This is a genomic window from Flavobacterium anhuiense (assembly GCF_900101855.1).
Lineage (GTDB): Bacteria > Bacteroidota > Bacteroidia > Flavobacteriales > Flavobacteriaceae > Flavobacterium > Flavobacterium anhuiense.
Genome location: NZ_FMVC01000007.1, coordinates 209,483 through 226,354, shown reverse-complemented (window position 1 = coordinate 226,354; position 16,872 = coordinate 209,483). Strand labels below are relative to the sequence as shown.

General features: G+C 36.4%; 7 protein-coding genes. All 7 read left to right on the top strand.

The features are described from left to right. Positions 1 to 200: 200 nt before the first annotated feature. The 7 genes from BLP44_RS18615 (at position 201) to BLP44_RS18580 (ending at position 16,864) form a co-directional block, all read left to right on the top strand. The gene (locus BLP44_RS18615) at positions 201 to 2,387 is read left to right on the top strand and encodes an alpha-L-rhamnosidase-related protein (protein WP_091135105.1); all 2,187 of its coding nucleotides are present in this window, start codon (positions 201 to 203) and stop codon (positions 2,385 to 2,387) included. Between the two features lie 235 nt (positions 2,388 to 2,622). Beyond that, positions 2,623 to 4,302 (top strand): glycoside hydrolase family protein, encoded by a 1,680-nt coding sequence (locus BLP44_RS18610; RefSeq protein WP_091135103.1) that lies wholly within the window; start codon positions 2,623 to 2,625, stop codon positions 4,300 to 4,302. Positions 4,303 to 4,436: 134 nt separating this feature from the next. Then, positions 4,437 to 5,558 (top strand): glycoside hydrolase family protein, encoded by a 1,122-nt coding sequence (locus BLP44_RS18605; protein WP_091135102.1) that lies wholly within the window; start codon positions 4,437 to 4,439, stop codon positions 5,556 to 5,558. Between the two features lie 129 nt (positions 5,559 to 5,687). Then, a complete protein-coding gene (locus BLP44_RS18600) occupies positions 5,688 to 9,035 on the top strand; it encodes a glycoside hydrolase family 2 TIM barrel-domain containing protein (RefSeq protein ID WP_244511814.1) in 3,348 nt (1,115 codons plus the stop codon). 344 nt (positions 9,036 to 9,379) lie between these two features. Further along, on the top strand, positions 9,380 to 12,769 hold the full coding sequence (locus tag BLP44_RS18590) for a glycosyl hydrolase (protein WP_091135095.1): 3,390 nt from the start codon (positions 9,380 to 9,382) through the stop codon (positions 12,767 to 12,769). 81 nt (positions 12,770 to 12,850) lie between these two features. Further along, positions 12,851 to 14,275, top strand: a complete 1,425-nt coding sequence (locus BLP44_RS18585) for a sialate O-acetylesterase (RefSeq protein WP_091135094.1) — start codon at positions 12,851 to 12,853, stop codon at positions 14,273 to 14,275. A 261-nt stretch (positions 14,276 to 14,536) separates the two neighbouring features. Next, on the top strand, positions 14,537 to 16,864 hold the full coding sequence (locus BLP44_RS18580) for a DUF5703 domain-containing protein (protein WP_091135092.1): 2,328 nt from the start codon (positions 14,537 to 14,539) through the stop codon (positions 16,862 to 16,864). The last annotated feature ends 8 nt before the right edge of the window (positions 16,865 to 16,872 follow it).

Sequence of the window (16,872 nt, the reverse complement as noted above, 5' to 3'; positions counted from 1 at the left end):
GTCTTCGCGATAGCGAATCCGTCTCATCCGCGTCCCATAAAAATCTCAAGATCATTTTTTTTTAATACTAAAAAAGTGATAACTCATAATTTTTCCCTTAAAAAATTATCAAAAAGTACTGTTTTTTATGAAATAGCAGGATAGTGCAGGTTGTCAAATGTAAAGATAACACTTATCTTTAGTCCCAAAATACACTAACTATGCTAAACCGCTTTTCCATTTTTAAGACTTTACTTCTTTTTGTTGCCCTTTTTTCTTGCTCGCTATCATCTGCACAGGAAAAGTCAAAAGAAGCGACATGGATCTGGTATCCAGGAGATTTTGAAGTTTGGTTAAGCAATAAAATGCAGGTAAGACGCACAGAACGCGAAGCCGTATTTCCTCCGCTTTGGCAATATTACAGTCCTTATGCTTTGGTCACTTTTCAGACAGAAGTAGATATTCCGCAACCAGACGAAGTGAAAATTTACTCAGAAGGGCCTTTTCAATTGCTTTTAGATGGCGTTCAAATTTATGGACAACCTAAATCAATTTCAGTTCCTGCGGGAAAACACAAAATTTCTTTTAAAGTGTATAATCAGGAGGTATTGCCAGCAATTTATATTAATGGCAAATATGTTAAATCTGATGCTTCATGGAAAGTAACCAACGAAGATAAACTTTGGATTGATGAAACCGGAAAAGCACAGCAATCTGGTACGCCTTGGGTTTCTGTTGGTTCTTGGAATTTTAATTCGCCAGAAAATAAACCTTCTGAATTCAAATTAACAACGAAACCTTTAAGCGCTAAAAAAACAGAAAAAATCGGAACTGGTCAATTAGTAGATTTTGGAAAAGAGACTTTTGGTTATATTAAAATTCACGGTTTAAAAGGAAAAGGAAAAATAGCATTGTATTATGGAGAATCTCGCGAAGAGGCTTTAGATTCTGCCAAATGTGAAACGTTAGATCATTTATCTTTTGACGGAAAACAATCAGAAACTTATACGCATGATGGATCGAAAGCATTCCGTTATGTTCAGGTACAAGCAGATGCAGGTATAAAATACGATTCAATTTCGATGCTTTATGAATATCTGCCATTAAATTATCGTGGTGCATTCAGATCTTCAGATGAGCAATTGAATAAAATTTGGGATGTTTCGGCTTACACGATGCATTTAACTTCTCGTGAATTTTTTATCGACGGAATCAAACGCGACCGCTGGGTTTGGTCTGGCGATGCTTATCAAAGTTATTTAATGAATTATTATTTGTTCTTTGATTCGGCTTCTGTAGAAAGAACGCTTCTAGCTCTTCGCGGAAAAGATCCTGTAACGGCTCACGTAAACATTATAATGGATTATTCCCTGTATTGGTTTGTTGGAGTGTACGATTACTACTTGCATACGGGCGATACGAAATTCATCAAAACTTTTTATCCAAGGATGAAATCATTGATGGATTTCTGTTTAGAAAGAAGAAATAAAAACGGATTCCTTGAACCATTAGATGGAGACTGGGTTTTTATTGATTGGGCAGACGGATTGCCAAAAACAGGAGAAGTTAGTTTTGAGCAGATGCTTTTAGCAAGAAGCCTTGAAGCCATGGCGGTAAGTGCTGAGATAGCTGGTAAAACTGAAGACCAAAAACAATATCAGAAATTAGGAACTGATTTAAAAACTAAATTATTTGATGTCTTTTGGGATAAAAAAGAAAACGTAATGAAACACCAGCGTATCGATGGAAAAATGCAAAACATCGTAACCAGATACGCTAATATGTTTGGTATTTTCTTCAATTATTTTAATGAAGAACAAAAACAAAGCGTAAAAAATAAAGTGTTGTTGAATAAAAATGTTCTTCAAATCACGACTCCGTACATGCGTTTTTATGAGTTGGAAGCCTTGTGCGCAATGGGCGAACAGGATTACGTTTTAAAAGAAATAAAAGATTATTGGGGCGGAATGCTGAATGAAGGTGCAACCTCTTTCTGGGAAGAATACAATCCGAACAAAAAAGGAAGAGAACATTTAACGATGTACGGTCGCCCTTACGGAAAAAGTCTTTGCCACGCTTGGGGTGCAAGTCCGATTTACTTGTTAGGCAAATATTATTTGGGTGTAAAACCAACTGCTCCGGGTTATTCGGAATATGAAATCAAACCAAATCTTGGCGGTTTAAAATGGATGGAAGGAAAAGTGCCAACACCAAACGGAGAAGTTTCTGTGTATTGCAGTACCAAAGAAATCAAAGTAAAAGCAGACGAAGGAGAAGGAAAATTGATTTTTGAAAGTGGAACAAAACCAAAAACAAATTCTGGAACCATTACAGAATTAGCAAAAAATAAATATCAATTGATTGTAAAACCGAATGTGGAGTATAAAGTGAGTTATAAGGCTTTGTGAGTTATGAATTATGAATGATTAGTAATTAGTAATGGACCAATTGTTTATAATTTCCAGTTTGTCATTCCGACGAAGGAGACCCGAGCGATAGCGAATAGGCGAAGCAAATCATACTCGTAACCACAAAGATTATCACGCTAGTTTTGTCATTTCGACGAAGGAGAAATCTTCGCAAGAAACTCTACAAAGATTTGGGAAATACATTAAAAGAATAAAAGCCAAAAAGTAAAAACCAATGTTTTCAAAAAATAAAAAATACAACATCAAATTAAAAACTGTTTTTCTAATGCTATTGGCTGTCTGCATTCAATCCATAGCGCAAACCACCGCATGGAAACCAGCATCATTTGAAATTGTAAAATCCAATTACAAAACTTTCAAAACCACACAATATGCGCATGTTTTTTCTGGAAGCAAACACAATATCGTTCGTTTAGCTCCAGAATTGCAAGGTCTGACTGGGGTGGAACTTCCTTTAGAAGCTTATAAAAACGGAACTAATGCTCCATTACAATTAAAATTCAAAGAGCCAGTAACGGTTTTGATTGGCATTTTTCAAGATAAAAACGCGGAATATCTTCAAGTGAATCAAATTGGAAATAATAATGAAATTCTTGAAAACGGAGTTACCATTACAGGTTTACCACCGCTAAGTGTTTATGCGATTCCTTATACAAAAGGAACCCATACCATTTTATCCAATCAAAAGGGTTTATTTGCTGTTTTGGGAGTTTTGAAAATCGACCAAAAATTGAACGCCAGAGACGCAAAATTACCAGACGGAAAACTTTGGAATCCAACATTTATTGTAGAAGGATTTTCAGATGAAAAACCGCTTTTCGAAATTATTGGCGGAGAAAACAAACCCGTTATTGATGAAGGAATGTCTGGAACAGAAGGAATTCAGGGCGGTTTTGAAGGTGGACGTGTTGTAAAAGTAGGAGATACGTATCATATGTTTCCAACTGAAAGAGCTGGTGAAAAAGGCGTAGATTATTATTATGACCGTGTAAAAACCAAAATTGGACATTGGACAAGTAAAGATGCGATTCATTGGAAAAGAGAATCTACAATCTACCAAGCAAGCGGTGTTTATGCCATTACAGAAGATGATAACCCAATGAATGACCGTCGAGCAGCCATTTGGTCTTATATGCCGGTTTTTAATGAAAAAGCAAACAAATGGTATGGCTATTATTTGGCTTATACCGTAAGTAAAACAATAGAACCGAATCATTCCTTTGGAAGAATTTGGCGATGCGAGTCAATGGTAGAAGGGATCAACGGAATCGGCGGACCTTATAAAGATATGGGAATTATTATGGAACCGGGATTAGATTCTCAGCCTTGGGAAGGACGCCAGGGAGTAGCTTCATTTTTTCCATATCAAGTAGGAGATAAATATTTCGGATTTTACAGCGGTGCATATCCGTTCAATTCATGGGCAGATTATCCGAAGAAATCAGGAAAAGGCTGGTTTGTGGCTTTAGCCGAATCCAAAACTTTAGAAGGCCCTTGGTTAAGAATGAACAAAGGTTTGGAACCAATCAAGACTATGCATCCGCTTTTTGTTGAAAATCCAATCGTGAGTCAATTGCCAAACGGTCTGTACATCGCAATTTTCGACGGAGGACCAGACGGTTGGGGACATCATTTACCAAACATGATTGCGTATTCATTATCAGCTGACGGTGTTAATTGGGCAGAAGCACATTATTTGCCAATCGAAACCAAAGTAGATAAATGGTGGGATATTATGAGAACTCCATTATGTTTAATCCCAGAAGGAAATGACGTTTACACCATAGTGTATAATGCAATCGACCTGAAAAGAAGATTTCATCCAACAGGAATGGTAAAAGTAAAATTGAATAGAGATGTCATGGAGTCTCGTTTGAAGGAATTGAAGAAATAGAAGAGAGTGTGGAAGAAGAAAGATGCAAGAGGCAAGATTTTAGAAAATAGAAAATAGAAACTTTGCGAGATTAAATCGTTCCAAAACAAAAAAAACTTAGAGCCTTAGTGCCTTCGTGGCAAAAACATATAAAAATGAAAATTAAATATCTAATTCTAACCATTTCAGCGCTTGCGATAACAAGCTGTGCTACCAAATACAAGAAAAGAGAAATTACCGAAAGCGTAATGCAGGAGATTTACGAAGAAATCAAAACGCCTTATAAATACGGTCTGGTGATGGTTCCTACCGACAACTCATACAAAATGGATTGCCCGAGTGTATTTAAAAAAGACGGGAAATGGTACATGACGTATTTAATTTACGACGGAAGAGGTTACGAAACCTGGTTAGCAGAAAGTGATAATCTTTTAGATTGGAAACATCTTGGAAAAGTAATGTCGTTCTCAGAAAACGAAAAACATTGGGATGTCAACCAAAAAGCTGGATATATTGCTTTGCAAGACCTAACTTGGGGCGGAAGCTACGAATGGGAAAAATACGATGACAAATATTGGATGAGTTATTTTGGTGGAGACAGCAAAGGTTATGAAGCAGGTGTTTTATCTATCGGAATGGCCTACACGAAAGAAGCACCGACAAAGCCGCATGAATTTCAAAGATTAGAAAATCCGGTTTTAACGCCAAAAGACAAAGACGCCAAATGGTGGGATAATAGTACAATGTACAAAAACAGTGTAATTCGTGATAAAGACAAAGTTACAGGACATAATTTTATCATGTATTACAATGCCCGTGGAGATAGTATCAATCCAGCTAAAGGTGCAGAACGTATTGCGATGGCAGTGTCAAACGACATGAAAACATGGAAGCGTTATGGCGATAAACCTTTAATCAACCATCATAAAGGAATTTCTGGAGATGCTTATATCCAGCGTATTAATGATACTTGGGTGATGTTTTATTTCGGAGCTTTTTGGACGGGTTGGAATCAAGGTGCATTTAATCGTTTTGCCGTTTCAAACGACTTAGTAAACTGGACCGACTGGAAAGGCGAAGATTTAGTTAAATCATCTGAACCTTACGATGATTTGTTTGCGCATAAATCATTTGTGGTAAAGCATGATGGCGTTGTCTATCATTTTTACTGTGCTGTTAATAAAGCAGAACAAAGAGGAATCGCCATTGCAACGTCTAAAGATTTAGGGAAAAGCAAATTGAATTTTGTGGCACCGCCGGAGAAAAAGAAGAAGTAGTTATGAGTTATGAGTTATGAAATATCTTAATACTCCCCACTGAAACGACTCCGTTAGGAGGCTCTCGTCGATAGAAAAAAACGAATTAATATGTATTTATGTCCCTTAGGGACATTTGAAACAATAATAATGAAATACAATATAAAACCAATGTTTACATCAAAATTAAATTATAATAATCCATTTCTCAGATTACGATTTTTGACGTATGCATTTTACATTTTACTTTTCACAATTAACATAAAGGCCCAATCCGTTACAGGAGAACCTGCAGGAGTTCCAGAACTTCACAAAAAATACCAGTTTGCTCCTTGGGAAGACCCAACGATAACAAATATCAATAGACAACCAGCAAGAGCAACTGCTTATTCTTACGCAAGTGTAGAAGATGCATTAAAAGGTGACAGAACCAAAAGCCGAATCCAAATGCTAAATGGTGACTGGGATTTTAAATATGCTGTAAACCTAAAAGAAGCTTCTAAAGATTTCTATAAAAATACTGTTTCAGGATGGGATAAAATCGAAGTGCCTTCCAACTGGGAAATGAAAGGATATGATAATCCAATTTACAAAAGTGCCGTGTATCCTTTTAGACCTATAAATCCGCCTTATATTCCTAAAGATTATAATGGAGTGGGTTCGTATCAAAGAAGCTTTACAGTTCCGGAAAACTGGAAAGACATGACTGTGACTTTACATTTCGGAGCCGTAAGTTCAGGTTTTGAAGTTTGGTTAAATGGAGAGTTTTTAGGATACGGAGAAGACAGTTTTCTACCATCAGAATTTGATATTACGCCTTACTTAAAAGCAGGCGAAAATGTAGTTTCTGTTCGTGTAATTCGTTGGACAGATGGTTCTTATTTAGAAGATCAGGATCACTGGCGTATGAGCGGCATCCAGCGTGAAGTTTTTATTATGGCTGAGCCAAAACTCCGTATTCAGGATTTCTTTGTCCAAACCAAATTAGACAAAGAATACAAAGATGCAATTTTCAAATTGCGTCCGAAAGTGGAGAATTTGACTGGAGCAAAAATCAAAGATTATACGATGCATGTTCAGTTGTACGATGCCAATAATACGGCCATGTTCAAAGAACCGCTTCAAAGACCTGTAATCGATTTAATTAACGAAAGTTATCCGCGTCTGGATAATGTTCGTTTTGGATTCTTTCAGGAAACGATCAAAAATCCTAAAAAATGGAGTTCAGAAGAACCAAATTTATACACAATGGTCATTTCCATAAAAGATAAAAATGGCAATGTCACAGAAGCAAAAAGCTGTAAAGTGGGTTTCCGTTCGATTGAATTTTCAAAAGAGAATGGAAAAATGCTCATCAACGGAAAAGAGACTTATGTGTATGGCGTAAACCGTCACGATCATCATCCAACACGAGGAAAAGCCGTAACGAGAGAAGACATCAAACAGGATATTACCACGATTAAAAAGTTCAATTTCAACTTTATACGAACAAGTCATTATCCAAACGATCCTTATTTCTACGAATTATGCGATCAATATGGAATCATGGTGATGGACGAAGCAAACCAAGAAACGCACGGAATTGGTGGTAAATTAAGCAATGATCCGCTTTGGACAAATGCTTATATGGAAAGAATGATTCGAATGGTCGAAAGAGATAAAAACCATCCCTCTGTTGTAATGTGGAGTTTAGGTAACGAAGGAGGAAAAGGCCCAAATCATGCTGCAATGTCAGGCTGGGTTCACGATTTCGACATTACCCGTCCAGTGCATTACGAACCAGCGCAAGGAAATGCAAAATTAGACGGTTATATCGATCCGCTTGATTCACGTTATCCAAAAACAATCGATCACGCGTATCGATTCGAAAATCCGCAGGATGATTCTTATGTCGATATGGTCAGCCGTTTTTATCCGGGCGTTTTCACACCTAAATTTTTAGTCGATCAAAAGAAAGATACAAGACCGATTATTTTCGTTGAATATTCGCATGCGATGGGAAATTCAGTTGGAAATTTAAAAGAATTATGGGATGAATTCCGTTCGCTTCCTAGAGTTATAGGAGGTTGTATTTGGGAATTTAAAGATCAGGGAATCGTGAAATTTGATTCGAGATCAGGTCAGAATTATTTTGCTCACGGAGGAGATTTTGGCGAAAAATACCATGATGGAAATTTCAATACCAAGGGAATTGTAGATTCTTACGGAAAACCAAAAGGCTCGATTTTTGAGAATAAATGGGTGTACCAGCCAGCGATTTCAACTTTAAACGGAAATCAATTAGAAATTAAAAATCGTCAGGCTGTTAAATCTTTGGAAGGATATATTCCTGTTTTAAAAGTGTTGGAAAACGGAAATGTAATTAAAACTCAGATTTTAAAACCATTTAAAATAGAAGCAGGACAATCGACAACTTTAGATATCAGTTCTTATCTTCCAAAAATGAAAGCTGATGCCGAATATATTTTAAATATAGAATTTCAGCTTTCAAAAGACGAGCTTTGGGCTTCAAAAGGTTACACTGTAGCGGAAGATCAGTTTGTGTTGAAAAAGAAAGAAACTTCAATTGATTTTAGAAATGAAAAAGATGCAGCTTATAAAACAACTGAAACAGATTTCGATTTCCAAGTTAAAGGAAAATCTTTTGAAGTAAAAATCAGCAAAGAAAATGGAGCTTTGACTTCGTATGTTTATAAAGGGGAAGAACAGGTTTTAGCCCCTTTACTGCCAAATTTTGTTAGACCTTTAACTGATAATGATAAAAGAGGATGGAAGTCTCAAAAATTATTAAAACAATGGTATAAAGCAAAACCAAAAGTTTTAAGTACAACAATGGGAATTGGAATTGATGGTACTGTAATTACAAGTGAATATGAAATTATAAAAGACAGTGCGAAAGTGCAAGTTGCTTATAAAATCAATGAGAATGGAGTTATAAAAGTAGATTACAGTTTAAAAGCCTCAGACAAACTGCCAAACATTCCAAAAATTGGAATGCAAATGGGAGTTAAAAGAAACTTCGACCAGATTTCATGGTACGGAAAAGGTGAACTAGAAAATTACAGCGACAGAAGTTTTGGTTCGTTTGTGGGGAAATATTCACTTCCAATTAATGATTTTATCGAACATTATCCAAAACCGCAAGAAAACGGAAACCGATGCGATGTAAGGTGGATGGCATTAAGTACTCCGCAGAAAAACAGCGGATTTTTAGTAGTAAACGATACCAAAGTTTTAAGTATGAGTGCATGGCCTTACACACAGGAAAACCTAAGCGCATCGGGACATACGTACGATTTGAAAGATCCAGGATTTTTGACCGTAAACATCGATTTAATTCAAATGGGAGTGGGAGGAAACGATAGTTGGACAATTATAGCACAGCCTTTAGAGCAATATCAGATTAAATCTGGAAATTATGAATACAGTTTTTATTTGACGCCTTTCAGCGGATGGAAGAATGAATTGGAAAGTAGCTTGAAGAAGTTTAAATATTAGTCAATTGATAATTAAAAATTAAGAATTAATAATTAAAAGAAATCTGCAAAATCAGCTAAATCTGCGAGAGTAAATTTTTCCCGCAGATTTTGCAGATTAGCCAGATTTGTAAAATTAATTAAAAATATAGTTTGTCATTTCGACGTGAGGAGAAATCTCCACGAGTAGCTCCGTAACGAGAATCCAATCTTTGTGGAGTTTCTTGCGAAGATTTCTCCTTACGTCGAAATGACAAAAAAGACGAAAAAAAAAGTAAAAAATCTGCCAAATTTGTTAAATCTGCGGGAAAAATTTGCTCTCGCAGATTTGGCAGATAAAGCAGATTATCAAAAAAAAACAATAAAATGTTTCAAAAAAAACATCTCTTTTTTATCCTGCTTCTCGCAAGTATCGTCTCTGCACAGGAAGTCCATAAAAAAGAAACCACTTTTCAGCCAACATTAGAATCCTCAAGACCTTGGGTGTATTGGTATTGGATGAAATCGGCGTATTCTAAAGCGGGAATTACAGCCGATTTAGAAGCGATGAAACAAGCTGGAATTGCAGGCGCTTATTTAATGACCATCAAAGGCCCAGCGAATCCGCCTTTGATAGATCCACCAGTTTTACAGTTGACACCTGAATTTTGGGATATGATTCATTGGGCTTTTAAAGAAGCCGATCGTTTAGGTTTGAAACTGGCTTTTCACGGAGCAGACGGATTTGCGGTTGCAGGTGGGCCGTGGATTACACCAGAAATGTCGATGCAGAAAGTAGTATGGTCAACAACTGAAATTTTAGGTGGAAAAAAAGTTGCGTCAAAATTGCCAATTCCAGCACACTACAAAGAATATTATAAAGACATTGCAACTTTTGCGATTCCGATAAAAGAATACCAAATTACTTCGCAGATGCAACTGCCAAAAGTAACGACATCCAATAACACCGATGCTTCGTTTTTGGCTGATCCTAAAAAAGATGAAAACTTCAAGTTTGCAGATGCAGGTTGGATTCAGTATGAATTTGCGCAGCCATTTACTTGTAAATCAATTGTAATCGAAACCAAAGGAAGAGATTTTCAGGCACAGCGACTGATTGTAGAAGTAAGTAATGATGGAGTTAATTTTAGATTCCACGAAAGACTCATTGCACCGCGCCACGGCTGGCAGGATATGGATTTCCCAAATACACATACTATTGCGCCTGTTAGAGCAAAATATTTCCGATTTGTGTACGATCCAAAAGGAACAGAACCTGGAGCAGAAGATTTGGATTTTGCGAAGTGGAAGCAAAACCTGAAAGTAAGTAAAATTACACTTTCGAATCAATCGCTGATTAATAATTACGAAGGAAAGTCAGGAGTCATCTGGCGTTTGACCCCACAGACAACTGAAAAAGAAATTCCAAATTCTGATGCATTCAAAAAATCAGAAATCATCAATATTTCCAATTTTGTTGATGCAGATGGAAATCTTAATTGGAAAGCACCGATAGGAAAATGGAAAATCATCCGAATGGGACATACTTCTACTGGGCATGAAAATGCTACTGGCGGAGCAGGAAAAGGATTGGAAGTAGACAAATTTAATCCGGAATTAATTCGTTTTCAATTGGATCATTGGTTTGGAGAAGCCGTTCGTTCTGCTGGCCCGGAACTGGCTTCAAAAGTGCTGGAAATCCTTCATTTTGACAGCTGGGAATGTGGAAGCCAAAACTGGTCTTCGGTTTTTCAGGCGGAATTTAAAAAGAGACGTGGCTACGATATTGTGGATTATTTGCCAGTAATGGCTGGAATTCCAGTAGAAAGTGCCGATTTTTCAGAGAAAGTTTTATATGATGTTAGAAAGACAATTGCCGATTTAGTTGCTGATAATTTCTACGGAACTGTCGCTCAAATTGCAAAAGAATATAACGTTAAGTTAAGTTCAGAAAATGTTGCGCCAACCATGATGAGCGACGCTTTGCTGCATTATAAATATGTTGATTATCCGGGTGGTGAATTTTGGCTGAAAAGCCCAACACATGACAAACCTTTTGATATGGTCGATGCCATTTCAGGGGGACATATTTATGGAAAAGATATTATTCAGGCAGAATCTTTTACGGCTTTGCGAATGGATTGGGACGAACATCCAGGAAATTTAAAAACAACAGCTGACCGTAATTATGCTCTAGGAATCAATCGTTTATTCTATCACGTTTTTGTGCATAATCCGTGGACCGATAGAAAACCGGGAATGACTTTAGACGATATCGGAACTTTTTTCCAAAGAGACCAAACTTGGTGGAAACCTGGAAAAGCTTGGTTTGATTATTGCCAAAGAGTACAGTTTCAATTGCAAAAAGGAAAACCTGTGATTGATTTGGCAGTTTTTATCGGCGAAGATTTCCCTTCTCGTTCTTTTGTTCCAGATCGTTTAGTTCCTTTTATTCCGAATGTGTTTGGAAAAGAAAGGTTAGAAAGTGAGAAAACCCGTTTAGAAAATGAAGGTCAGCCAACGGCAAAAATGCCAAAAGAAGTGACCTATTCTAAAAATATCACTGATTTATCACAATGGATTAATCCGCTAAACGGTTATCAATACGATTCTTTCAATGCTGATGTTTTGATCAATCGTGCGAAAGTTGTTAACGGAAAAATTTCATTTGAAGGCGGAATTGAATACGGAGCTTTATTTTTTCCCGGAAGTCATAAAATGGCACCCAACAAAATGTTGTCTTTAGCTTCTGCCGAAAAAATCCTGCAATTGCTAAAAGACGGAGCAACTATTTTTGTGGATGAAAAACCGAATCTTCAACCTGGAATTCATTTAGAAGCGGATCAAAAGAAATGGCAGAATATAATTGATGAAATTTGGAATAACGCCAATTCATCTTCATGGAAAATCGGAAAAGGAACGGTTGTCAAATTACCGTATTTAGGAAATGATTTTGCAGCAATTGGAATCACGCAGGATGTTTATTTTCCAAGTTTAAACAGAGCCGATTCAGAAACATTAGCGTGGACACATCGTAAATCGAATACTGAAGATATTTATTTCATTTCCAATCAAAAAGCGGAGAAACGTTCTTTTGAGGCGTCTTTCAGAATTTCAGGAAAAGTTCCACAATGGTACAATCCAGTTACAGATGAAACTTCGGCTTTAGCCAATTGGAAAATAGAAAACGGAAGAACAATTGTTTCAATAACTTTAGAAGCCAACGAATCTGGTTTTGTGATTTTTAAAGAAGGAACAAAAGAAGTTTTAGCAAAAGGAAAAATAGCTGAATTTGAAAAAGTTCAGGTTTTAGATGAAAATTGGGAATTGCAGTTTGATCCAGAATTCAAAGGTCCAAAAGAAGTTGTAAAAACTAATAAACTTTTTGATTGGAGTACTTCGGGAAATGATCAGATTAAATATTATTCTGGTACTGTGATTTATAAAAAAGAATTTGTTTGGAAAGGAAAAGATACCAATAAAATCTGGCTTGATTTAGGTGAAATTTCTAATATGGCAGAGATTTCCATTAATGGAAAGGACTGTGGAACGCTTTGGACTTTCCCTTTCAAAACAGATATTTCAAAAGCTTTACAAAAAGGAAAAAATTCAATAGAAATTAAAGTCACAAATACTTGGGCAAATAGATTAATCGGCGATCAAAAATTGCCAAAAGAAGAAAGATTGACGTGGACAACAGCGCCATTTCGATTAGAAGGAAATCCATTGTTGAAAGCAGGATTATTCGGACTGGTTACAATTTTACAGGAGAAATAAATATTAGCTACGAATTCACGAATTTTTTATTAATCTCATTTTATAAAAAATTCGTGAATTCGTGGCGAAAAAAAATAGAATATGAAAAAATCAATTATTGCATTATTAACGGTTTTAGTAAGTTTTCAAATCAATGCCAAAATCAAACTGCCGGCCTTATTCACCGACAATATGATGTTACAGCAAAAATCCAACGCACCAATTTGGGGCTGGGCAGAAAAGAACGCTACTGTCGTAATCAAAACTTCATGGGATTCTAAAACCTACAAAACAAAAGCAGATGCTTCTGGAAAATGGAAAACAGAATTACAAACTTCCTCTTTTGGCGGACCTTACACTATTGAAGTTTCAGAAGGAAGTGAAAAAGTAACCATCAAAAATGTTTTGTTGGGAGAAGTTTGGCTTTGTTCAGGACAGTCGAATATGGAAATGCCATTAAAAGGATTTCAGGGACAGCCTGTTAAAAACGGCAATGAAATTATTGTAAGGTCAAACAATAAAAATATTCGTTTAATTACAATTCCGCGTGCGACGGTTTTAGAACCTAAAGATGATTTCGAAGGAAAATGGGAAGAAGCTTCTCCAAAATCAACATCCAATTTTAGTGCAACGGCTTGGTATTTCGGATCGCTTTTACAGGAAGTTTTAAATGTTCCTGTCGGATTGATTCACGTCTCGTACGGAGGTTCAAGCATGGAAGCATGGATGAACAAAGAAATGCTGAAAGATTTTGCAAGTGCTAAAATTCCGACTACAAAAGAAGAATTAACAAAAGATCCAAATCGTGTTCCTACGACTTTGTTTAACGGAATGCTTTCACCTGTAATCGGTTACGGAATCAAAGGCTGTATTTGGTATCAGGGAGAATCAAATTACGAAAGAGCTTCTGAATACACCGCTTTAATGAAGAAAATGGTGGGCAGTTGGAGAGCCTTATGGAAACAGGGAGATTTTCCGTTTTATTTCGCTCAGATTGCGCCATTCAATTATGCTTCATTTCATCCAAAAGATTATCAGGGAAAATACAATTCGGCTTATTTGAGAGAAGCGCAGTTTAAAGCTTCGAAGGAAATTCCGAATTCGGCAATGGCGGTTTTAATGGACGTTGGAGAAGAAAACAACATTCATCCAATGGATAAAGAAAAAGGAGGAAACCGTTTGGCTTTTCAGGCTCTGGCAAGAACATACGGAATTGAAGGTTTTGAATTCGAAAGTCCGAAATACAAATCAATGGAAATTAAGGATGGTGCTGTAACCGTTTCTTTTGATGATGTTGCCAACGGAATAACATCGTATGATAAAGAAGTTTTAGGTTTCGAAATTGCAGGAGAAGACAAAGTTTTTTATCCGGCTAAAACTGCGGTTAGAAGAAAATCAGTGGTTCTGACTTCAGATAAAGTAAAAAATCCAGTTGCAATTCGTTATTTATGGAAAGACTTCGCTAAAGCGGAATTGTTTAGTGCTGGAGGTTTGCCGGTTTCTTCGTTTAGAACAGACGAATGGTAATTATGAGTTTTGAGTTATGAGTTATGAGTTTTGAGTTTTGGCGTCTAATTTGTCATTTCGACGAAGGAGAAATCTTCGCAAGTAGCTCCGCAAAGATTTGGACCAAGCATGATGATTTTTAAGGCAACTTAATTTATAACTCTCACAGATTTGGCAGATTTTGGAGATAAAAATAAATCTGCTCAATCTGCAAAATCTGCGAGAGAAAAATAAAAAATAAATAGCTACAAGGTTTTGAAAACCCTGCAGGAAAACGAAAAAATGAAATATATAAAATACATACTTTTCTTCACCACGCTTTGCCTCAAAGCTCAAATTCCTACGCTTGATAATTACAATCAAATCTGGACAACGCAAAGCAACAATTCATCAGAATCGATGCCTTTGGGAGGTGGGGATATTGGTATGAATGTTTGGGTGGAAAAAGGCGATTTGTATTTCTATTTTTCAAGAAGCGGAACTTTCGACGAACATAATACTTTATTGAAATTAGGAAGAGTAAAAGTGACGTTAAGTCCGAATCCGTTTGAAGGAAAAGATGGTTTTCGTCAGGAATTGAAACTGAAAGATGGATATGTTTTAGTTGGACAAAATAATACTAAAATCAAACTTTGGGTAGATGTTTTTAAACCGATTATTCATGTTGATTTAGAAAGTAAAAATCCCTTGAAAATGACGGCTTCTTATGAAAGCTGGCGTTATCAAAATCGTTATCCAAAAGGAAAAGAAAACAATGCCAATTCTTATAAATGGGCACCTCAAGGAGAACTTATTACGTACAAAGATTCTATTTTATTTGAAAATAACGGAATCAAATTTTACCACAGAAACAGGGAAAATACGGTTTTTGATGTAGTAGTAAAACAACAAAAAATGGAATCGGTTAAAGACCAAATGCTGAACCCGATTGCGAATCTGACTTTCGGCGGATTTATGACAGGGAATAATCTGAAGCCAGACGGAACGTATTTCGGAAAATATCAATCTACCGATTTCAAAGGTTTTAATTTATCAAGTATAAAACCTGCAAAAAAGCATTCGTTAGAAATATATTTAAACACAAATCAATCTGATTTTTCTACTTGGAATAATGGGTTGAAAAGTTTGATTTCTGCTAACAAAAACACCTCGAAACAAGCCGAAAAAAACACGATAAAATGGTGGAATGATTTCTGGAATCGCAGTTTTATTTTTACTCAAAAAAATCAATCGTTTGTTAAAGATTCGGTACATCAAATCGGACAGAATTATCAGTTGTTCCGATATATGCTTGGGTGCAATGCGTATGGAAAATATCCAACAAAATTTAACGGTGGACTTTTTACAGTTGACCCTGTTTTTACCAATAAAGATCTGAATTTTACACCCGATTTCAGAAATTGGGGAGGAGGAACCATGACGGCTCAAAACCAGCGTTTGGTTTATTTCCCCATGGTAAAAAGCGGTGATTTTGATATGATGAAATCACAATTGGACTATTACCTGAGCCTTCAAAAAAATGCTGAATTTCGATCTAAAGTGTATTGGAAACACAACGGGGCATCATTCACAGAACAATTGGAAAATTTCGGTCTTCCAAATCCTGCCGAATACGAATGGAAACGTCCTGTAGATTACGATCCCGGAATGGAATATAATGCGTGGCTCGAATATGAATGGGATACGGTTTTAGAATTCTGCCAAATGATGTTACAGCAGAAAGAATATGCTGGAGAAGATATTCAGAAATACAATTCATTTATAACCAGTTGTCTTCGTTTTTTTGATGAACATTATCAATATTTAGCAAAACAAAGAGGAAGAAAAGCCTTGGATGGAAACGGAAAATTAATTCTTTTTCCAGGTTCAGGAGCAGAAACGTATAAAATGGCGAATAATGCTAATAGTACCATTTCGGCTTTGCAGGTTATTACAGAAAGCCTTTTAAACCTTTCTGGAAATCAATTGTCAAAAGAAGCCTCAGAATATTTAAAAGCATTTCAAACTAGAATTCCGCCTTTGAATTTTGGGCAAATTGAAAACCATAAAGTTTTAGTTCCTGCAAAATCTTGGGAAAGAGTCAATAACTCTGAAGTTCCGCAATTATATCCCGTTTATCCGTGGGGAATTTACGGCATCGGAAAACCAGATTTGGAAACAGCTTTGAATACTTGGAAATACGATGCTGATGCTTTAAAATTTAGAAGTCACATTGGTTGGAAACAAGATAATATTTTCTCAGCTCGTTTGGGATTAACAGAGGAAGCGGCAAAATACAATACCATGAAAATGGCAAACTCAGAAAGACGTTTTCCAGCATTTTGGGGTCCGGGCTTTGACTGGGTTCCTGATCATAACTGGGGAGGTTCGGGAATGATTGGTATGCAGGAAATGCTTTTGCAGGAAGCAGACGGGAAAATTTACCTTTTTCCGGCATGGCCAAAAGAGTGGAACGTTCATTTTAAATTACATGCCAAACAAACTACTACGATTGAAGCCGAACTCCTAAATGGAGAATTGAAGGTTTTAAAAGTTATTCCAGAAGAAAGAAAAAAAGACATTATAAATCTGCTTGGAAAATCTGAAGCAGAGAAAACGAAATTAAACTAACTATTACT